Origin of the sequence: Streptomyces sp. NPDC017991 (assembly GCF_044328075.1) — a bacterium.
In the GTDB taxonomy this organism is placed as follows: Bacteria; Actinomycetota; Actinomycetes; order Streptomycetales; family Streptomycetaceae; genus Streptomyces.
Genome location: NZ_JBIRGP010000003.1, coordinates 1 through 20,410, shown reverse-complemented (window position 1 = coordinate 20,410; position 20,410 = coordinate 1). Strand labels below are relative to the sequence as shown.

Below are 20,410 nucleotides of genomic sequence, written 5' to 3'. Positions count from 1 at the left end.
TGCGGTGGGGGTCAGTGGTCGGGCGGCGCTGGGCCCCTCCTCCTGATGATCCATCGCTCGTACGAGTAGAAGAGCGCGTCTTTCTCGCTCGCACCGGGTCTTCCCCATCCCCAAGCTCGGTCACTGTGGACCATCCCGGCCCAACCGCCGTCTGGACGCCGCGCGCGACCCTGGACCATGTCCTGCAGGAATCACACGTCGACAGCACCACTGATCTTGTCCACGGCTACCTCGACGGGTGGCTGCCGGACGGTCCGATCACCCTTCACTGAGACCAGCCATGGGCTGTTACGCATCTGGTTCACGCCTCTTCCGGCCGATGACTCCGCCTGCTCCACGGCCTCCCGCCCGCGACTGAACCCCTCGCTGGCGGACGGAGGCATCATTCCCTCACGAATAGGAGTGGGTGTGTCCCTCCACGCCATCGAGATCACGTTGGTCCGTCCGCGGTAAATAAGGAGCTCAAAGCCGCTCGCCGCGAAAGTCGGCTCCCGCTCGTGGTTTCCGCGGACCAGGTCCGGCTATTGACCGTGATCTGCGCGGCAAACCGGCAGGCCGCACTGCGCGACGTCTGGGCGGCACTGGAGAATCTGCTGCCTATCGACGCTTTGTGGACCGCGTACGCGGACAAGGACGGCATGCATTTGCTCAGCGTGCAGGTGAGCGAAGAGGTGCGCTCAAGGGTGCAGGACGCTGCCGCGGTCGCCGGGCAGGATCCGGACGAGTACGTGAAGCAGTCACTGCTGGATGCCATCGCCCGCGATCAGGCTGACACAGCTGCTCGCCTGAACACAGTATTGGATCGTCTGGTGGCCGAGTTCGCCCCCGAACAGATCACGGCCGCCGCTGCCCGAAGAATCGCCCCGCAAGCGGGAGTTGCCACGGCTCGCGGGTAGGCGCCGGTAGCGTCGACAGCCGCTGGCGCTGTGCTGCCCCCTGGACGGCGCTCGCCTGATGTCAGCCGTTGACGTTCCTGGACGGCTCATTCCTGACACGCGGCCCCCCGGGCGGTGCCCGACGCCCTCGCCCTGCCCGGGCGGGACCGTCACCGGCATTGAACGTCAGCCCAGAGAAGTTCTTCCTCTGAACCACCGGGCCGTGCTGCACACGCCCGCTGATGCTGTTGGGCACAAAACGTCGGCTCTCTCCGGTCCCGCAGCCAACTCTGAAAGCATCAACCGCAATTCTTCCGCTGCCTCGGGGATCATCCTGCAGGGCACGCCGTAACCGGGTGCGCCACCACCCAGCCTCGATGTCTACTGCGGCCAGTACGTCGCCGGACTCACGAGACGCAATCAACTCCTGTCGGGACAGGCCCAGTTCCTCTTCGGCCGAGCCGCCGTCACCGCCCCTAAAGAAGAACCGAGCGGCCCGGTCCCGCGCCTGCGTCGACACCCGGTGAGATAATCGTCGCTGGCCTCCAGTTGTCTGCGATGACTTCCGATCTCCGCGACGAGGCCGGGGACGGCTTCGCGGGCATCGAGGTAGGGCTGGTCCACCACCGCACGCGTGGCTCGCTGACTGCGGGCGCGCTGCACGACATCCGCGCAAGCTGGCCTTGCCCCCGGTTGCCCACAATGCTCCTCCAACCAGAGCCTTGCCCGCCGGACGCGGGCCAATCACCCTCTGTTGAAAGCCACTTACGACAACAGGGTGAACGAACCATCCGCCGCACGGCAACTTCCAGTCTGCCCACGCAAACCTCGCCGTCACCACGGCGGGCCAGGTCTGCAAGCTCTTCGGATGCGACTTGCTGGGGAAGTGCCTCTTGCGCAGGGCCAAATCTTGCAAGGCCCCGCGTAAGGCCATGCGCTGGCTCTAAAGTGAGGGTTGCTTGCAAGGTGCGGAAAAGCTTGCGCACAACTGGCCTAGCAGAACAGCTTCTGATGTGGAGTCAGTCCATGAGTGAGATGCTCTTTCAGCGTCTCGACGCGGAGGAGCACGCCGCTCGGGAGCTGGCCAGCCGACTGCGCGCGGAGATCGCCGAGGTGGAGGAGCGGTTGGCCGCACTGGCGATCACGCGGCGTACTGCAGCCCAGCTCCTCGAAGAGGTACCCCCGGAGCAGGCTACTGAGAGCGGGCCTCCCCCCAAGAACGGCGGCGGGACTTCTCCGCAGCCCTCCATGGATGACGCTTCAGAAACCACCAGGCTGCATGAAGAGTCGAGCCTCGGCAAGCAGCAGCCCTCGATGCCCTCTGGCCCACTTACGGAGCTGAACCGGAAGATCGTCACACTGGTGGCCTCGGCAGATCGACCAATGAGCCCCAAGGACGTCGTCATCCCTCTGGTCGACAAGGGCGCACCTCGAACAGAAATAGAACGGATGCGTCACCGGCTTAACCGCCTGGTGACCAAGGGATACCTGCAGCAGGTTGGACCAGGCCTGTACGCCGGCACGGAGGTGAAGCAATAGGAAGCGCCGCTTAGCAACACGTCCACTGTCGTGAAGGATCAGCACGGCGTGGACGAGGGTGAATTGGTGGTGCCGCCAAGGGATCAGTCTCGGCGGCACCGAGCATGTGAGTCCGGTTAGGGGCTTCTGCATGCCATTTTTGAGGGTAGCCCACCGCTGGGCTACCTGTGGCGTGCTGAGCCCAATCCATCCTGCCTGCGCAGACACCGTGCGGGTTCCGGAGGTTCAGCAATGCGTCGATCCCGGATCATTGGTACCCGGGTAGAGGCCAACACCGAGCCCGTCCTCCAGACGGCTCAGAGTCGCCACATCCGGCCAGCTACTGCCGGCGAGAAGATTCGCGACGGCCTGGCGATTGACGCCGCTGCGAGTTGCCACGCGCCGCAGCCCCAGTCCCTGGATGGTCATCTGCCTGGTCAGAGCCTGTGCGACGGCCTGCACCACCCTGGCCTGGGGGTGGTCAACGAACGTCGCCTCGGGCCAGTTCTCCGGGTCCCGAGCCAGCTCCCGCGGCGGCACACTGCGGCCTCGTCCTCCGGTCATGCGCATGCGCTCCTGACAGTCGAAGTGCACACTCACGAAACAGGTGGCCATTTGTGTAGCCACTGCTCGTGGTGTGTTCCTTTGGAGACGGACATGAGCGGCGCGATCCTCGGCTACCAGCCGTCGGAGGAACCATCGGAATGGCCCCTGGTCGCCGATGGGGTTCGCATGGTGGCGGCTGCGACCTGCGATTCCGTCCCGTACCCGGTGCCGAAGCTGATGCTCGCGCTCTCCGGACTCGCTGTGTACGCCGAACGCATCGGCATTGCCCGCGACCCGCTGGCCTGGCTGGCACCAGAGGTGATGACGCGTTACCTGCTCGCGCGGACGAAACTCGAAGGCAGTTCCATCCAGACGTACCGAAGCATCCTGCTGCGTATCCGTGAGGCGCTGCTGTGGCTGGAGTACGGGCAACAACCCACACCTCGGATGAGCGCCAAGCGGCAGCGCGCCGCCCCCTATACCCCGCCGGAACTCGCCCGCTACCTGATGTGGGCCCGCACACTGCCTCCTACTTCCACCCTCGGCGGTAGCGCCCTGTCCCTGCTGGCCCTCGGCGCCGGCTGCGGACTGGCACGCCGCGAGGTACTGGCCACCCGCGGCACCGACATCACCGTGCTGCCGTCGGAGGCGGTGGTCGTCGCAGTACCGGGCAGCGATCGGCTGGTGGTCTGCCGAGCGATGTGGGAGGAGTCTCTCGCCGCAAGGGCGTGTGCCGCAGGTGACGGATACCTGTTCCTGCCCCAACGCCAGGTCGACGACCCGAAGAACGGTGTGTCCAACTGGGCCGAGCGGACGTTGAAGGGTGCATCGGGGCTTCCCGAACTGAAGCTGGCCCGGCTGCGCAGCACCTGGATCGTTGAGCTCCTTCGCCAACGTGTCCCAGAAGATGTCATCGCCAGGGCGGCTGGCATGAAGTCGACCGCCGCCCTGGCCCCCTACCGGGCATCGGTCCCCCCGCTCACCACCGCGGCCACCGCCCGCATGCTGCGCGGCTCGGCATGAGAACGCCCGCCGATGACCCCCGCTACCAACCTGGCAACGGCCGCCCCCGCCGCCCGTACCCGCGCTCACACGAGCCGTCCAAGATGGCCGACAGCAAGATCATGAAGCTTCGGCGCACGCTCCATCAGAGCGGCGTCGTTGAGATGATCGAGGCCCAGTTTGCAGGGCTGCCGGGCCCGCCCGGGTACCCCGTCCGTCTGGTTCTGCTCGGTCTGGTCTGCGCGAGCTACGAGAGGACCAGCGGCAACCTCGACGATGCCTTCGAGATCATGACGTTCGGCACCAGCGAGCGGTTGCGCGCCCACCTCGCCATTCCGACCTGTGACATCGAGGACCAGGACGCGGTCAACGCGCTCTACAACCGCTTCCACCGCGCCTGGACTCGCATGAACCGACTGCTGGACGCTGCACCGCACCAGCGCCGCAGTCGGCTTCCCAGAGCAGCAGGCCGCAAAGTGGCCGCTCAGTGGAACGGTGAACACGGACAGCCCGCTCTCCGCCGTCTGGAAGAACTGGCCAACCGGCTGGTCACCGCCCCGGTCCGCATCGCCTTCGTGAAAGGTCTGATGCGCCACTGGCGCGGCGACACTGCGATCGACACCACCTGCGTGCCAACTTGGGCCCGTCCCCACACACGCAAGCGCTCCGCTCTGGAGGCGAGCGCGAACTGGCACTACAAGGGGGGCGGCGACCGGGAGTTCGGCTACAGCGCCACGCTCGCCATCGCGGCCCACGCCGACCCGGACCGAGCTGGCCGTTACCCACAGCTGATCCTCGGCATGGTGCTGCATACGCCGGAGAAGGACATGGGCCGCCACGCCCACTACGTCAGCGCCGTGCTGGCGCAGCTCACAGAGCTCCGTGGCTTCACAGCGGCCGACCGCGCCTACACCAAACTCCTCCCCGAGAACTTCCACCGGCCGATGCGTGCCCTCGGCTACATGCCCGTGCTCGACTTCACTGGGCCCCAGGTCACCTCCGCCAGGGCGGAAGGCCATCACCAGGGCGCGATCACGAAGGTCGGTCGGCTCTTCTGCCCCCTCACGCCACGCCGCTTGCTCGACCTGTACTCGCAGATCCGCACCGCCAAGAACGAGCGTGAACGCATCCCGCTCCGAGAGCGGCTGCAGGAGATCGAGACGTACGCGCTCACCCGCAAGGACACACTCGACGATCGCGGAACCGAGCGGTTCGCCTGCCCCATCACCAAGCTCAACTGCCCTTGGGCACAGGAGCGTGAGGGCCGCGGCGCACCACCGAAGAGGGAGCCCGTACCGGTCGTCATCAACCTCGATGCCCACAGGGAGCGCACCGCGCACCCCGCCAGCCGGCCCACCGTAGAGCCCCCAGCCCTGCCGCTCGCCGAACGCCCCAAATGTTGCCGCCAGTCCTCCGTCACCGTGCAGGCGCACGTCATGCCCCGCACGCGCCAGGAGCTGCCTTGGCAGACGCCCTCCTGGGCCCTGGCCTACCAGACGCTGCGGGCTCACATCGAAGGTGGCAACGGGCGGCTGAAGTCTGTCGACTCCGCCCTGCACGCCCGCGAGAGGCGTCAGCCCCGTGGTCGCGTCGCCCAGACCCTCCTGTCCGCCATCACCGTCATGGTCCACAACATCAAGGAACTTGAGCAGTACCTGGCCGCGAGCAAGCAGAGCGCGATCACAGGCCTCGACCTCGAGCCGAACGACGTCCTTCTGCCCTACCCGACGATCAGCTTGACGGTCTCGCCCCGCTCCCAGGCGCTGAGCCGTAGCCCCTGAGCGGGCACGTTCCGGATAATTGAAGATCGACACGTCGCGAGACCGCAGGAGCCTGCCTCCACGCCTGCGGTCCCCGCGGCATGTCCGCATCCCGACCCCCGGTCCGTTCCGACGCGGGCCGCCGCGCTTCCCGGCGGCCCGGCAGGCTGACTTTCATACAAGCAGGAGCTCAAACGACGAGATCCCGGTCAGACGGTGACCGTCTGACCGGGATCTCGTGAACCGTTCCGGGGCAAACCCGTGAACGGCCCTGCGGTGGACCTGTGGGGATTTGAACCCCAGACCCCCTCGATGCGAACGAGGTGCGCTACCAGACTGCGCCACAGGCCCTTGCAACGAGTGAAACTCTAGCATCCCGGTCCGGGTGCTTGGAAATCCGTTCCCGGTGGCTCTCCCCCTGGTCAGGGGCAGGGCCTTCGGTGGACTTCTGAGGTGTCGTCACTCGTTGGCGGCGCGTGGCCGGTCGCCGTCCTCGTACTGGTCGAAGAGGGGCGTACGGCCCCGTTCGCGGGCCCGGCGGGCCGAGGCCGCGCGGCGGGCGTCCGCGGCGCTGTCCGAGTTGTCGTCCCCGTCCTCCCCGCCATCCCCGTCGGGCTCGCCCAGCTCCTGCTGCGCCTCGGCCGCTTCGGCGGCTTGCGCCGCCTCCGCCGCCGTGCGGTCCGCGTTCGGCCCGACCGTGCTGGACCGGGCCGAGCTCCACGCGTCGGGCGCGCCCAGGTCGACGTCGGACGTCGCACGCGGGGCGACCGGTGCCGTCACGTACGTCGGCAGGGGCACCGGGACGGGGTCCCAGCTCTCACCGCGAGCGGGCCCGTTGCGGCGCTCGCGCTGCTGGTCGACCCACTCCGCGTGATCGGTCTGCTCGACGAGGGCACGGCGGTCCGCCGCGAGCGCCGACATGCCGGGGTCGGTGTCGGGCTCGGGTCCGTCCTCCGGCTCGTCGGCGGCGCCCGGGTCGGCCGGGGGCCGCCGGCGCGGCTGCCGCTCGCGCAGCCGCTGCGCCGCGGCCTCGGCATGCCTGCGGTCCATCACATAGGTGAAGCGCCGACGCTCCTGGGAGCGCAGATACGCGATGTAGATGCTCAGCATCACGGCGGGCACCCCGGGCGCCCACAGGAACGCGAGTCCGCCGACGGCCGCGACGATCGCACCGAGCGTGAAGGCGAAGAAGAGCATGACGGTCGTACGCCGTCGGCGCGCGAGCACCTTCGAGCGCCGGGCGCGGGCTGCGGCCTCCGCCGCGGCGGCCCGTCGCGCGGGGGACGACGCGGTCGCTCCGTTCGACGCCTTCGCGGCGACGCCAGATGCCTTCGAGGCGCCGGACGTCTTCGAGGCGCTGGACGTCTTCGAGGGCTTGGCGCCCTGCTGCGGCACGGGGCGGGCGCCGGGCTTGGGGGCCGTCGCGGCCGCCTGCCGTGCCGCCTGGCGCGCCTCTTGTTCCGACGCCTGCTGCAGCGCCTGCTGCTTCGCGGCCTGCCTCGACGCCTGCGCCTGTCTGGAGGCCTGCTGCGCCTGAGCCTGTGCGTGCTGGGCCTGCGCCTGGGCGTGCTGCGCCTCGGACCGCGCGTCACGCGCGTCCCGCGCATCACGCGCCTCGTCGACGTTCGCCCGTACTTCACGGCGCGTCGGAGGCATGGCGAAGGCCCGGACGTCCACCGAGTCGGTGACGCCGTCCGGGTCGGCGCGTTGCTCCCCCTCTTCGGTGGAGCGCGCCTGCAGGTCCTTGGCGTACCGGCGCTCCATGCCCGCTCGTCCGGACAGAAGCCGGATGGCGGTGCTGAAGCGTTCCGTCGGACGGGCCTCATTCAGCTCGTCCTGCCTACGGAGCCACATCGGCACCAAGTAGGCGGCCCAGGCCCCGACAATGACTGCGTAGATGAGGCCGCTGCTGCTCACGCCTCACACGGTAGAGGGGTTTGCATGAGGCCATCTGCCAATTGAGCCGGTGTGTCGCACGATCTGGCTGATATTTCGAGCTTTTTTTGTGACCGATGCGATCAGCAGGCCGCCGAGAGCATGAAATTAATGCCCGAGGATGGTCGATCACCGATCATTTTCGAACATCTATTTCATTTACGCGGTGTTCCGGGGGGTGTCCCGAGGTGAGTTTTCGGACGCGTTCCTCGTGCGTGTCCGGCGCCAGCGGGCCAGCAGTCCTTCGGGGATCTCCTCGGCCGTGAGCGCGAAGACGAGGTGGTCGCGCCAGGCTCCGTCGATGTGGAGATAACGCGGACGGAGACCTTCGTCACGGAATCCGAGTTTCTCGACGACCCGTCGGCTCGGACCGTTCTCGGGCCGAATGCAGACCTCGATGCGGTGCAGACCAACGGTTCGGAAGCAGTGGTCGGACACGAGTGCCACGGCCGTCGGCATCACTCCGCGTCCGGCGACCGACTCGTCCACCCAGTAGCCGATATGGCCCGAACACATGGAGCCCCAGGTGATTCCCGCGACCGTCAGCTGTCCGACGAGCCGCCCCTGGTACTCGATGACGAACGGCAGCATCCGCCCCGCGTTCGCCTCGGCGCGCAGATGCCGGACCATCTGCCGGTACGTCGGCCGGTGGGTGATCGGCCCGCTGGGGGTGGGCGGCGGGATGGTCGCCTCCCAGGGGCGCAGCCAGTCCCGGTTGCGCCGGTTGACGTCGCGCCAGGCTCGCTGGTCGCGCAGCTTTATGGGCCTGAGGACCACATCGCCGTGCACCAGCTCGACCGGCCAGGATGGGCTGTTCAGCTCGCACCCCCACTGCCGCCGGGTCTGGGGTGGTCGCCGCCGCGGAGCTGGTCGACGGCGTGGATCAGCAGGGGTTCGAGGACGGCCAGGCCGTCCCTGACCCCGCCGGTGGAACCCGGCAGGTTCACGATCAGCGTCCCCTCGGCGACCCCGGCCAGGCCCCGGGAGAGCGCCGCCGTGGGCACCTTCTCCCGTCCGAACGCCCTGATGGCCTCGGGAATGCCCGGTACCTCGTACTCGATCACCTGCCGCGTGGCCTCCGGCGTGCGGTCGGTGGGCGAGATGCCTGTGCCGCCGGTGGTCACGATGACGTCGTAGCCGGCCGCGACCCCCACCCGCAGAGCGTTCTCGACGGGGTCGCCGTCGGGGACCGCCCACGAGCCGTCGACGGCGAAGCCGAACTTCGCGAGTGCCTCCGCGATCAGGGGGCCGCCCCTGTCCTCGTAGACACCCGCCGCCGCGCGGTTCGAGGCCGTCACGACGAGCGCGCTGTACGGAGCGGTCAGCGCGGCGCCGGCCGGCGGGCCCGCCGGGGCCGCTGAGGTCCGGGGGGTACGAGGGGTCTGGAGAACCTGTGGGGGCTGGGGGGTCTGGGGGGCGCCCGTCATGGCCGGCTCCAGTCGCCCGACTTGCCGCCCGTCTTCTCCTCCACGCGCACGTCCGTGATGACCGCCCCCTTGTCGACCGCCTTGACCATGTCGATCACGGTGAGAGCCGCCACGGTGACCGCGGTGAGGGCCTCCATCTCGACGCCCGTGCGGTCGGTGGTCTTCACGGTGGCCAGGATCTCGACGGCGTCGTCCGCGACCGACAGGTCAAGCTTGACACCCGACACCGACAACGGGTGGCAGAGCGGGATGAGATCCGGTGTGCGCTTGGCGCCCATGATGCCCGCGATGCGCGCGGTGGCGAGGGCGTCGCCCTTGGGCACGCCCTCGCCGCGCAGCAGCTCGATCACGCGGGGCGAGACCAGGACGCGGCCGCTCGCGCGCGCGGTGCGGGCCGTCACGTCCTTCTCGGACACGTCGACCATGCGGGCGGCACCCGCTTCGTCGATGTGGGTCAGTCTGTCCTGCGTGCTCATGCCGTACTCATGCTGTGGCGGCGCTCCCGGTCGTGCCTGTCGTGCGCGACACGGTACCCCCAACCCGGAGCTCTCAGCCCAGGAGGACCACGTCGACCTCGGTGCCGGACTCCATGGACTCGACGGTCTCCGGGACGACGATCAGCGCGTCGGCGTGCGCGAGGGCCGCGATCAGATGGGATCCGGCGCCGCCGACGGGCGTCACTTCCCCGTCCGCGTACCGGCCGCGCAGGAATTGACGGCGGCCGGCGGGCGAGGTGAGCGACTTCTCCGTACGGAGGGTCGCCCGGGTGGTGGGCCGGTGGACGTCGTCCAGTCCCGCCAGGGTGCGGATCGCGGGGCGCACGAACAGCTCGAAGGACACGTACGAGGAGACGGGGTTGCCCGGGAGGGCGAGGAGCGGGGTGTGGTCGGGGCCGATGGTGCCGAAGCCCTGGGGCTTGCCGGGCTGCATGGCGAGCTTGCGGAACTCGATGCCGCCGCCCGCCTCGTCCTCGTCGCCGACCGAGGAGAGCGCCTCCTTGACGACGTCGTACGCGCCGACGCTGACGCCGCCCGTGGTGACCACGAGGTCGGCGCGGATGAGCTGGTCCTCGATGGTGGCGCGCAGTGTCTCGGCGTCGTCGGCGACGGCGCCCACCCGGTAGGCGATCGCTCCGGCGTCACGGGCCGCGGCGCACAGCGCGAAGCTGTTGGAGTCGTAGATCTGGCCGCTCTCCAACTCGCCGTCGGGCTGGACGAGTTCACTGCCGGTGGACATGACCACCACGCGCGGGCGGGGGCGGACGCGGACGGTGCCCCGGCCGATCGCGGCGAGCAGGCCGATCTGCGGGGGGCCGAGGACGGTGCCCGCGGACAGGGCGCGGTCGCCTGCGTTCACGTCGCTGCCCTTCGCGCGCACATGCGCGCGTGCTGCCGCCGGGCGGTGGACGTGCACCTGTCCCGAGGCGCCTTCGGGGGACGTGCTGCGCGCGCGCATCCCGGAGACGGGGCCCTCGCCGAGGCCGCCGTCGGTCCACTCCACGGGGACGACCGCCTCGGCGCCTGGCGGCAGTTCGGCGCCCGTCATGATGCGGGCGGTCTGGCCGGGGCCCACATGGAGCAGCTCGGACTGGCCCGCCGCCACGTCGCCGACGACCGTGAGGACCGCCGGGTACTCCTCGCTGGCGCCCGCGACATCGGCGACCCTGACCGCGTACCCGTCCATCGAGCTGTTGTCGAAGGGCGGCAGGGACACCGGCACCATGACGTCCTCGACCAGGACACAGCCCTGGGCGTCGAGGAGTTGCAGCTGGATGGGGTCCAGGGGCCGCACGGTCGCGAGGATGTCCTCCAGGTGCTCGGTCACCGACCAGAGGTGGTCCTGGCCGGTGGCACGGGTCGCGGCGCTGCTCAAATTGCTACATCTCCTCGGTGACGTAACTGCGAAGCCAGGTCCGGAAGTCCGGGCCCAGGTCTTCACGTTCGCACGCGAGTCGGACAATGGCACGCAGGTAGTCCCCGCGGTCACCGGTGTCATAGCGGCGGCCCTTGAAGACGACGCCGTGCACGGGGCCGCCGATCTTCTCGTCGTCCGCGAGCTGCTGGAGGGCGTCGGTGAGCTGGATCTCGCCTCCGCGGCCGGGCTCGGTCGTACGGAGTATGTCGAAGACGTGCGGGTCGAGCACGTAGCGGCCGATGATCGCGTAGTTGCTGGGGGCGTCCGCCGGCTCGGGCTTCTCGACGAGGCCGGTCACCCTGACGACGTCGCTGTCCTCGGTGACCTCGACCGCGGCGCAGCCGTAGAGGTGGATCTGCTCGGGCTCGACCTCCATGAGCGCGATGACGCTGCCGCCGTACTGCTCGTGGACGTCGACCATGCGCTGGAGCAGCGGGTCGCGCGGGTCGATCAGGTCGTCGCCGAGGAGCACGGCGAAGGGCTCGTGGCCGACGTGCGGGGCGGCGCACAGCACGGCGTGGCCGAGGCCCTTGGGGTCGCCCTGGCGGACGTAGTGCATGGTGGCGAGGTCGCTCGACTCCTGCACCTTGGCGAGCCGGCCGGCGTCACCCTTCTTCTGAAGGGCCGACTCCAGCTCGTAGTTGCGGTCGAAATGGTCCTCCAGCGGGCGCTTGTTGCGGCCCGTGATCATGAGGACGTCGTCGAGGCCGGCGGATGCGGCCTCCTCGACCACGTACTGGATCGCCGGCTTGTCCACGACCGGCAGCATCTCTTTGGGAGTGGCCTTGGTGGCCGGCAGGAACCGGGTGCCGAGACCTGCTGCGGGGATGACAGCCTTGCTGATCCTGGGGTGCGACTGAGTCATGCCCGACACCATATCCGGTGCCTTTGTAGTGAATCTGTGGCTCCGGTTAATTCGCTCTCATATGAGCGCATTATGAAGGGTACGGGACAAATCCATGAGTCACCTGAGGCCTGAAGAGGACTCTGGCAAGCGTTCGTTGCGGCGCGGGATCCTCACGGTGAGGAACAGGTTGACGGCCGATGACGTGCGGGAGACGGAGGCCGTACTCGCCGCCCGCGCGCTGGAGCTGCCCGAGCTGGCGCGTGCGCGCACGGTGGCGGCGTACGTCTCCGTGGGGAGCGAACCGGGCACCCGTGCGCTCCTCGACGCACTCCACGCGCGCGGTGTGCACGTCCTGCTCCCCGCGCTCCTCGCGGACAACGACCTCGACTGGGGCACCTACGCCGGCCCGGACTCGCTCGTATCGGTCCGGCACGGGGGCCGGATGACCCTTCTGGAGCCTGCGGGCGGGCGCCTGGGTCCGGAGGGCGTGCTCGGCGCCGACGCCGTGCTGCTGCCGGGTCTGGCCGTGGACGGGCGCGGGATGCGGCTCGGCCGTGGCGGCGGATCGTACGACCGGGTGCTCGCGCGGCTGGAGCGGGCGGGCGCGGATCCGGCCCTGGTGGTGCTGCTGTACGACTCCGAAGTGGTGGGCCACGTACCCGAGGAGCCGCACGACCGGCCGGTGCACGCGGCGGTGACCCCTTCGGGAGTCCACCGCTTCCGCCGCATCCTGTAGGCACCCGACACGCGAAACAACGTGAAAAAGCCCTCCACGCGTGCGTGGAGGGCCCTTTCACCGATGCCTGTCAGGTTCTACCGACGCCTGTCAGGGTTGCAGAACCAGCGTGTCCGACGTGGCCTTGTCGACGGCCCGGTCCGAGGAGACCCACGGGAGCAGTTCGCCCTTGACCCACTTGCTCGTCTGGTCGATGTAGTGGGCGCTGTACGCGTGGCCGGAGGCCCCGGTCAGGTTGATCCACTTGGACTTGTCGAAGTTTTCGAGGTTGACCACCATGCGCATCGACGGCACCCAGACCACCGAGTAACCGCCCGCCGCGTTCCAGCCGGTGGCGTTCACCGCCGCCTCGCCGCCGCCCATGTTGTACGGGCCGCGGTTGAGCATGTACTGCAGGAAGCCGGGGCCGTCGGTGCCCAGGGTCTGGTTCTTGAGGTACAGCCGGTGCAGCCGGCCCCAGCTCCAGGTGTCCAGGTCCTTGCCGAGCTTGGCGGTCAGCTCCCAGCGGGCGTCCGCGAGGGCCCGGCCGAAGAGCTCGTCACGGGTGTCGACGGCCTTGTCGTTACGCGTCTTGGGCGTCGTCCACCAGTCGTTGTCCTCGTCGTCGAGGATCTTGCGCACCACCTCGAACCAGCGGTCACCGCCGTCCGGCTGGGCGCTGTCCGCGTCGCGCTGGCCGCACTCGCGCACCTTGTCGTCCTCGTCGTCGACCGGGCCGGTGGAGTCGGTCGGTTCGACGTACAGGCACTGGCCCTTGACCCGCAGCTCCTTGGGGAGCTTGTTGCCGAAGGCGAGCTTGAGGATGTTGCGCCAGGTCGCGTTGAAGTACGCGGCGGCGGCCGAGTCGGCGTCCTGGGTGTAGTTCCAGCCCTCCAGGAGCTTCTGCGCCTCGCGGACGTCCTTGTCGGGCACGTCGATCTTGAGCAGTTTGGGCACCAGCAGCTTGGCGATCTCGCTGCTGTTGTCGAGCTGCATCTGGCGCATGTCGTCCGTGGAGACCTTGCCGCCGTTCTTGATCTTCGACGCGATGAGGTCGGAGATCCGCTGGCTGCGGGTGCCGTAACCCCAGTCCGTGGTGAGCGTGTACGGGTACTTGTCCTTGTCGACCACGGCCTGGTTGGCGGTCACGATGTAGCCGCGCTTCGGGTTGTACTCGTTGGGCAGTTCGTCCTGGTCGATGTAGCCGGTCCAGCGGTACTTGGAGTCCCAGCCGGGTGAGGGGAGCGAGCCGTCGCCCTCGCCGCGGATCGGGATCCGGCCCGGCAGCTGGTAGCCGATGTTGTCCTCGCGGTCCGCGTAGACGAGGTTCTGCGAGGGGACGTCGAAGAGGGTGGCCGCCTTGCGGAAGGCCGTCCAGTCGGTGGCCCTGTCGATCGCGAAGACGGCGTCCATCGAGGTGCCCGGGTCCAGCGCGGTCCACCGCAGGGCGATGCCGTATCCGTCGCCGCGGTCGGGGGCGGCGCTGTCGACACCGGCCTTCTTGCCGACTTTCACGAGTTCGTCGTCGCGGTCGGACAGCAGCGGTCCGTTGTTGGTCTCCCGGACGGTGATGGTCTTGCTCGCACCGCCCGCGACGTCGATCTTCTCCTTGCGGGTGGTGAAGGGCAGCACCTTGTCGTCGTACTCGTAGCCCTCCCCGGTGAGCTTCTCCAGGTAGAGGTCGGTGACGTCGGCGCCGGAGTTCGTCATGCCCCAGGCGATCTCCTGGTTGTGGCCGATGACCACACCGGGCATGCCCGCGAAGGTGTACCCGGAGACGTCGTACTGGCACTTCTCGGAGATGCCGTTGCAGTGCAGGCCCATCTGGTACCAGACCGACGGGAGCGAGGGCGACAGGTGCGGGTCGTTGGCCAGCAGGGGCTTGCCGCTGATGGTGTGGGCGCCGCCGACGACCCAGGAGTTGGAACCGATGCCGTTGCCGTTCACGCCGACGGCCTCGGGGACGTCGTCCAGCACGCCGTAGAGGCCCGACAGCTGGCTCTCCAGCCCCGCGGGTGCCTCGGTGCCGTTCGTGAGCCCGCTGCCCGCCGAGGACTGCGTACCGCCAGTACCCGTGCCCGTACCCGTCCCTGTGCCCGTACCCGTGCCGGAGTCGGTGCTGCTCTGCGAGTACTCGCCGGTGACCGTGTCGTACCGGCCCTCCTGCACGATCGGCTTGTTCCGGTCGTACGGGTACTGCGGGTACAGGTCGGCGATCTGCTTGGGGCCGAGCCGGCTGGTCATCAGGGAGCGGTCGATCTCGTCCTGCATGTTGCCGCGCAGGTCCCAGGCCATCGCCTTGAGCCAGGCCACGGAGTCGACCGGGGTCCACTCCTTGGGCGCGTAGTCGTTGGTGAAGCCCAGGGCCGCGTACTCCAGGGAGATGTCCGCGCCGTCCTTGCCCTTCAGGTAGGCGTTGACCCCCTTGGCGTACGCCTGGAGATACTTCTTCGTCCCGGCCGACAGCTTGCTCTTGTACTCCTTCTCCGCCACCCGTTCCCAGCCGAGCGTGCGCAGGAACTCGTCGTTGTCGACCTGGCTCTCGCCGAACATCTCGGAGAGCTTGCCGGCCGTCATGTGGCGGCGGACGTCCATCTCGTAGAACCGGTCCTGCGCCTGGACGTAGCCCTGCGCCATGAACAGGTCCTCGTCGGTCGAGGCGTAGACCTGCGGGATGCCGTAGCCGTCCCGCTTGACCTCCACGGGCCCCGACAGGCCGTCGAGCGTGATGGAACCCTTGGTCTGCGGGAAGGAGGCGCGGACGGTGCTGATGCTCCAGAACGCTCCGTAGGCGACACCGCCGACAATGGCCAGAACCAGGACGATCAGGATCAGACGGGCTCTGCGCCCCTTCTTCCTGCCGGACTTGCCGGGCTTTTGACCGGAAGATGCGGTGGTGTTGGGGGGCATCGCTGTCCTTGCTGTCCTCACGCGAGCGGCAGACGGGCTTGTCCATTTGACTGAACGCTGGAGCAACCATAGGCGCAGGGCCAACCCCGGCTTGACGCGGTGTCGGGAACCCGTGCGGACGAAAGTTCGATCTTGCCCTGGCAAGTGTCAAGAAAGCGTCAAGAGTTAGGTAAGGTAACGAAGTAGTCGCGCTGGTAAAACCGATCAAACCGAGCCACTCGGGACAGCAGGATCGGAACGACGAGAAGGGAACAGCCGCTGACTGTCCACCACCTCAACCAGCTCTTGCTCGTCTGCTCGCTCGTTCTGCTCGTCGCGGTGGCAGCGGTTCGGATCTCCTCGCGCAGCGGACTCCCCAGCCTGCTCGTCTACCTGGGCATCGGGGTCGCCATGGGCCAGGACGGCATCGGCGACGTCCATTTCGACAACGCCGAACTGACCCAGGTCATCGGATACGCGGCCCTTGTCGTGATCCTCGCCGAGGGCGGTCTGGGCACGAAGTGGAAGGAGGTCAGGCCGGGACTCGCGGCCGCCTCCTCGCTGGCGATCGTCGGCGTCTCGGTGAGCGTCGGCGTCACGGCGACGGCGGCCCACTACCTGATCGGGCTGGAGTGGCGGCAGGCGCTCATCATCGGCGCGGTGGTGTCCTCCACGGACGCGGCGGCTGTTTTCTCGGTGCTTCGGAAGGTGCCCCTCCCCTCGCGCGTGACGGGCATCCTGGAGGCCGAGTCGGGGTTCAACGACGCCCCGGTCGTCATCCTCGTCGTCGCGTTCTCCACGGCCGGTCCGGTGGATCACTGGTACCACCTGATCGGCGAGATAGCGCTGGAGCTGACCATCGGAGCGGCCATCGGGCTCGCGGTGGGCTTCCTGGGGGCGTACGGGCTGCGGCATGTGGCGCTGCCCGCCTCCGGTCTCTATCCGATCGCGGTCATGGCCATCGCGGTCACCGCGTACGCGGCCGGGGCGCTGGCCCACGGCAGCGGCTTCCTCGCCGTGTATCTGGCGTCGATGGTGCTCGGCAACGCGAAGCTGCCGCACTGGCCCGCCACCCGCGGCTTCGCCGACGGGCTCGGCTGGATCGCGCAGATCGGCATGTTCGTGCTGCTCGGCCTGCTCGTCACACCGCACGAGATGGGCGACGACATCTGGCCGGCGCTCGTCATCGGCCTGGTGCTGACCATGGTGGCGCGGCCACTGAGTGTCGTGCTGGCCCTGCTGCCGTTCCGCATGCGCTGGCAGGAACAGGCGCTGATGTCCTGGGCCGGACTGCGCGGCGCCGTGCCCATCATCCTGGCCACGATCCCGATGGTGAGCGGCGTCGAGGAAAGCCGTCGCATCTTCAACATCGTGTTCGTCCTTGTCGTCGTCTACACCCTCGTCCAGGGGCCGACGCTCCCCTGGCTGGCCCGGAAACTGGGGCTGTCCACGTCCGACTCCGAGACCGCCGACCTGGGAATCGAGTCGGCGCCCCTGGAGCGGCTGCGCGGACATCTGCTGTCCGTCGCCATCCCGGACGGGTCGAAGATGCACGGCGTCGAGATCAACGAGCTGCGGCTGCCCGCGGGGGCCGCGGTCACGCTGGTCGTACGCGGTGGAGAATCGTTCGTTCCGCTGCCCACGACCGTGCTGCGGCGCGACGACGAACTGCTCGTCGTCGCGACGGACCCTGTCCGCGACGCCGCCGAGCGACGGCTGCGCGCGGTCGGCCAGGGCGGAAAGCTGGCGGACTGGCTGGGGACCGGCGGGGATCGCTGAGCGCGAGGCGGGGTGGGGCGAGGCGGGGTGGGGCTTGGCGGGGGCCGGGGTCCGGTGAGAGCCGGGGTCCGGTGGGGGCGGGGTCGGCGCGTTGTGAAACCCAGGCGCCGGGTTCGAGGGTGCTGGTTTTCACAGGGCCGGCCCCGGTCGGACCTGTATCATCAAGGCACACTTGATCGAACCAACTCTGCCTGACGCAGTGCTGGCGCGACCGTATGGCGGCCGCGGTGCCCCTTTCGGCGGGCGGCCCGGTATCTACCGCAGTTCCGCGCAAGAGGACAGCTCTCGGCGCCCAGCGCCCCGCCACAGGGGCCGCGCTACCAGGCGGCAGAAAGGCACGGCCGTGGCATCCACGGTCACCAAGGAGACCGGCGGGACGCCGGACTCCACCGGAACTGCGGGCTCCACCGGCACTCCGGTCTCCGCCCGCCCGGGATACGGGCAGCTGCTGCGTACACGCGGCGCCTGGACGTTCCTGCTCCCCGGCTTCGCCGCGCGCCAGCCGTTCGCGATGCTGACCATCTCCATCGTGCTCCTCGTGCAGCACACCACCGGCTCGTACGGGACAGCCGGCGCCGTCGCCGCCGTGACCGGTGTCGCCATGGCCCTGTTCGCGCCGTTCACCGGCCGTCTCGCCGACCGGCACGGCCAGCGGGCCGTGCTGCTCCCCGGCGTCGTCGTCCACTCGCTGGCGGGCCTCTCCCTGACCGCGCTGGCCCTCGCGGACGCTCCCCTGTGGGCCCTGTTCGCGGCCGCCGTACCGACCGGCGCCTCGGTGCCGCAGGTGGGGCCCATGGTGCGGGCCCGCTGGGGCGCCAAGCTCCAGGGCTCGCCCCTCATGACGACCGCGGCGGCCTTCGAGTCGGTCACGGACGAGCTGACCTTCGTGTTCGGGCCGCTTCTGGCGACCGCCCTGTGCACAGCCGTGGACCCGGCCGCGGGACTGCTCACCGAGGCCGCGCTGACGCTGGTGGGTGGCTTGCTGTTCGCCGCCCAGCGGGGCTCCCAGCCGCCTGTGGGAGTCGGGGCCGGCGCTGCCGGCGGCTCGGGGGCCGGTGACGGCGGGCACGCACGCGTGAAGGCCGTTTCCGCGCTCGGCGTCCCCGGTGTGCGGGTGCTGGTCGTGGCCTTCCTCGGCATCGGTGCCGTCTTCGGCGGCATGCAGGTCTCGCTGGCCGCGTTCAGCGAGTCGATCGGCGAGCCCGGCCTGAACGGCGTCCTGTACGGGACGTTCGCCGCGGGCAACATGCTCTCCGGCATCGTCTGCGGCGCGATCGCCTGGAAGGTGGCCCCGCGCCGCCGCCTCCTCATCGGGTACGCGGCCCTGGCGCTGACCGCCTCCGGGCTGTGGGCGGCGCAGTCGGTGGTCGTCCTGGCCGGGACCGGTCTGGTGGTCGGCATGTGCATCGCGCCCGCCCTGATCACCGGCTACACGCTGGTCGAGGGGCTGGTGCCGGTGGGCGCCCGCACTGAGGCCTTCACCTGGCTGACCGGCGCGGTCGCACTCGGCCAGGCTGCCGCCGTCATGATCGCCGGTCAGCTGGAGGACCGCCTCTGGGACGGGGCCGGTTTCCTGGTCCCGATGGGCGGCACGCTGCTCGCTCTGGCGACCCTGGTGGGCCTGCGTTCGCGGCTCGCTCCGCCGGCTGTGAGCCGTACCGTCGCACGTGGCGTGGGTCACCGCGTGCCGGTGGCAGTGGACTGATCCCGAGGAATACGTCAGTATGGACCGTCGTTAGCACTCACTGAGTGAGAGTGCCAGGAGGAAGACACAGTGCCGACCTACCAGTACCAGTGCACCGAGTGCGGCGAAGGCCTTGAGGCGGTGCAGAAGTTCACCGATGACGCCCTGACCGTGTGCCCCAACTGCAGTGGCCGCCTGAAGAAGGTGTACTCCGCAGTAGGCATCGTCTTCAAGGGCTCCGGTTTCTACCGCAACGACAGCCGCGGTTCGTCGTCGAGCAGCAGCCCGGCGACGGCGAAGTCCTCGGGCTCGTCGTCCGACTCGAAGTCGTCCAGTTCGTCGGACTCCACGTCCTCGTCCTCGTCTTCGTCTTCGTCGGACTCGAAGTCGTCGTCATCGAAGTCGTCGTCCCCGAGTTCGTCCTCCGGCAGCAACGCCGCCTGACGCTTTCTCGCGCCTTTTCCTTACAGGACCCTGTCGTCGCGCCTCACGCGCACGGCGGGGTCTTCGGCGTTTCCCGGGCCCCGTTAGGGTGCCGTCCATGGCGAACACGGAGAACGTCGAGATCGGCGTCATCGGCGGGTCGGGCTTCTACTCGTTCCTCGACGACGTGACCGAGATACAGGTGGACACCCCCTACGGGCCGCCCAGCGACTCCCTCTTCCTCGGCGAGGTCGCCGGGCGACGGGTCGCCTTCCTCCCCCGCCACGGACGCGGGCACCATCTGCCGCCGCATCGCATCAACTACCGGGCCAACCTGTGGGCGCTGCGTTCCGTCGGCGCCCGGCAGGTGCTCGGGCCGTGTGCCGTGGGCGGGCTGCGCCCCGAGTACGGGCCCGGGACGCTGCTCGTGCCGGACCAGTTCGTGGACCGTACGCAGTCCCGGGCGCAGTCGTTCTTCGACGGGGTGCCGTTGCACGACGGCGGTACGCCGAACGTCGTGCATGTGTCGCTGGCCGACCCCTACTGCCCCGTCGGGCGCGGGGTCGCGCTCGCGGCGGCGCGTGGGCGGGAGTGGGAGGCGGTGGACGGCGGGACACTCGTCGTGATCGAGGGGCCGCGGTTCTCGACCCGCGCGGAGTCTCTCTGGTACCGGGCGCAGGGGTGGTCCGTGGTGGGCATGACCGGGCATCCCGAGGCGGCGCTCGCTCGTGAACTGGAGCTCTGCTACACGTCGATGACCCTGGTCACCGATCTCGACGCGGGGGCCGCCGCGGGGGAGGGTGTCTCGCACGACGAGGTGCTGAAGGTGTTCGCTGCGAACGTGGGGCGGTTGCGGGGGGTTCTGTTCGACGCGGTTGCCGGGCTGCCGGCGGGGGATTCGCGGGATTGTCCGTGTGCTTCCGCGTTGGGTGGGATGGATCCGGGGATCGCGTTGCCGTAGTGGGCGGGGGCGGGGGCTTGGGGGCGGGGGCGGGCCGAGGTGGTGGGAGCGGGGGGGGGGGGGGGGGGGGGGGGGGGGGGGGCGGGCGGGGCGGCGGGGGGGGGGGGGGGGGGGGGGGGGGGGGGGGGGCGGGGC

At 69.3% G+C, this 20,410-nt stretch carries 17 protein-coding genes and 1 tRNA gene; 9 read left to right on the top strand and 9 right to left on the bottom strand.

Translation table 11 applies throughout. The features are described 5' to 3' along the window. Positions 1–497 precede the first annotated feature (497 nt). The gene (locus ACH4DZ_RS08710; RefSeq protein WP_398286261.1) at positions 498–896 is read left to right on the top strand and encodes a hypothetical protein; all 399 of its coding nucleotides are present in this window, start codon (positions 498–500) and stop codon (positions 894–896) included. 1,005 nt (positions 897–1,901) lie between these two features. Beyond that, a complete protein-coding gene (locus ACH4DZ_RS08705; protein ID WP_398286260.1) occupies positions 1,902–2,414 on the top strand; it encodes a hypothetical protein in 513 nt (170 codons plus the stop codon). Between the two features lie 225 nt (positions 2,415–2,639). Here the strand turns inward: ACH4DZ_RS08705 and ACH4DZ_RS08700 are convergent, their stop codons facing one another. Then, the gene (locus tag ACH4DZ_RS08700) at positions 2,640–2,957 is read right to left on the bottom strand and encodes a helix-turn-helix domain-containing protein (RefSeq protein WP_398286259.1); all 318 of its coding nucleotides are present in this window, start codon (positions 2,955–2,957) and stop codon (positions 2,640–2,642) included. 93 nt (positions 2,958–3,050) lie between these two features. Here ACH4DZ_RS08700 and ACH4DZ_RS08695 point away from each other — a divergent pair, with 93 nt between their 5' ends. Together ACH4DZ_RS08695 and ACH4DZ_RS08690 are read left to right on the top strand one after the other, a co-directional pair. Beyond that, positions 3,051–3,962 carry a hypothetical protein gene (locus ACH4DZ_RS08695; RefSeq protein WP_267026691.1) on the top strand — a complete coding sequence of 304 codons (912 nt, stop codon included), beginning with the start codon at positions 3,051–3,053 and terminating at the stop codon, positions 3,960–3,962. An 83-nt stretch (positions 3,963–4,045) separates the two neighbouring features. Beyond that, entirely contained in the window at positions 4,046–5,722 is a 1,677-nt protein-coding gene (locus ACH4DZ_RS08690; RefSeq protein ID WP_398286258.1) for a hypothetical protein, read from the top strand. Positions 5,723–5,978: 256 nt separating this feature from the next. Here ACH4DZ_RS08690 and ACH4DZ_RS08685 read toward each other — a convergent pair. The 7 genes from ACH4DZ_RS08685 to galU form a co-directional block, all read right to left on the bottom strand. After that, positions 5,979–6,052 (bottom strand) — tRNA-Ala (locus ACH4DZ_RS08685). Positions 6,053–6,160: 108 nt separating this feature from the next. Continuing rightward, entirely contained in the window at positions 6,161–7,618 is a 1,458-nt protein-coding gene (gene glpR / locus ACH4DZ_RS08680; protein ID WP_398286257.1) for a gephyrin-like molybdotransferase receptor GlpR, read from the bottom strand. Positions 7,619–7,795: 177 nt separating this feature from the next. Next, entirely contained in the window at positions 7,796–8,425 is a 630-nt protein-coding gene (locus tag ACH4DZ_RS08675; RefSeq protein WP_398286256.1) for a GNAT family N-acetyltransferase, read from the bottom strand. A 26-nt stretch (positions 8,426–8,451) separates the two neighbouring features. Beyond that, positions 8,452–9,063 carry a molybdenum cofactor biosynthesis protein B gene (locus tag ACH4DZ_RS08670; protein WP_398286255.1) on the bottom strand — a complete coding sequence of 204 codons (612 nt, stop codon included), beginning with the start codon at positions 9,061–9,063 and terminating at the stop codon, positions 8,452–8,454. Next, the gene (gene moaC / locus ACH4DZ_RS08665) at positions 9,060–9,539 is read right to left on the bottom strand and encodes a cyclic pyranopterin monophosphate synthase MoaC (protein ID WP_189774961.1); all 480 of its coding nucleotides are present in this window, start codon (positions 9,537–9,539) and stop codon (positions 9,060–9,062) included. Before moaC ends, ACH4DZ_RS08670 begins: the two co-directional genes overlap by 4 nt. 73 nt (positions 9,540–9,612) lie before the next feature. Continuing rightward, positions 9,613–10,935: a gephyrin-like molybdotransferase Glp gene (glp, locus tag ACH4DZ_RS08660; RefSeq protein WP_398286253.1), complete on the bottom strand. Its 1,323-nt coding sequence runs from the start codon at positions 10,933–10,935 to the stop codon at positions 9,613–9,615. A 4-nt stretch (positions 10,936–10,939) separates the two neighbouring features. Further along, positions 10,940–11,842, bottom strand: coding sequence for a UTP--glucose-1-phosphate uridylyltransferase GalU (gene galU / locus ACH4DZ_RS08655; RefSeq protein WP_398286252.1), 903 nt, complete (start codon positions 11,840–11,842; stop codon positions 10,940–10,942). A gap of 94 nt (positions 11,843–11,936) precedes the next feature. On the opposite strand from galU, the gene ACH4DZ_RS08650 reads away from it, so the two are divergent. Further along, positions 11,937–12,560 (top strand): 5-formyltetrahydrofolate cyclo-ligase, encoded by a 624-nt coding sequence (locus tag ACH4DZ_RS08650; RefSeq protein WP_398286251.1) that lies wholly within the window; start codon positions 11,937–11,939, stop codon positions 12,558–12,560. Positions 12,561–12,650: 90 nt separating this feature from the next. Here the strand turns inward: ACH4DZ_RS08650 and ACH4DZ_RS08645 are convergent, their stop codons facing one another. Further along, positions 12,651–15,449 (bottom strand): penicillin acylase family protein, encoded by a 2,799-nt coding sequence (locus ACH4DZ_RS08645; protein ID WP_398286250.1) that lies wholly within the window; start codon positions 15,447–15,449, stop codon positions 12,651–12,653. Between the two features lie 231 nt (positions 15,450–15,680). Between ACH4DZ_RS08645 and ACH4DZ_RS08640 the strand changes: the two genes are divergently transcribed. The 4 genes from ACH4DZ_RS08640 to ACH4DZ_RS08625 all read left to right on the top strand — a co-directional run bounded on the left by ACH4DZ_RS08640 (position 15,681) and on the right by ACH4DZ_RS08625 (position 20,275). Further along, on the top strand, positions 15,681–17,207 hold the full coding sequence (locus tag ACH4DZ_RS08640) for a potassium/proton antiporter (RefSeq protein WP_398287043.1): 1,527 nt from the start codon (positions 15,681–15,683) through the stop codon (positions 17,205–17,207). Between the two features lie 343 nt (positions 17,208–17,550). Next, positions 17,551–18,912: an MFS transporter gene (locus ACH4DZ_RS08635; RefSeq protein ID WP_398286249.1), complete on the top strand. Its 1,362-nt coding sequence runs from the start codon at positions 17,551–17,553 to the stop codon at positions 18,910–18,912. 69 nt (positions 18,913–18,981) lie between these two features. Then, the gene (locus ACH4DZ_RS08630; protein ID WP_398286248.1) at positions 18,982–19,335 is read left to right on the top strand and encodes an FmdB family zinc ribbon protein; all 354 of its coding nucleotides are present in this window, start codon (positions 18,982–18,984) and stop codon (positions 19,333–19,335) included. A gap of 97 nt (positions 19,336–19,432) precedes the next feature. Further along, on the top strand, positions 19,433–20,275 hold the full coding sequence (locus ACH4DZ_RS08625; RefSeq protein ID WP_398286247.1) for an S-methyl-5'-thioadenosine phosphorylase: 843 nt from the start codon (positions 19,433–19,435) through the stop codon (positions 20,273–20,275). The last annotated feature ends 135 nt before the right edge of the window (positions 20,276–20,410 follow it).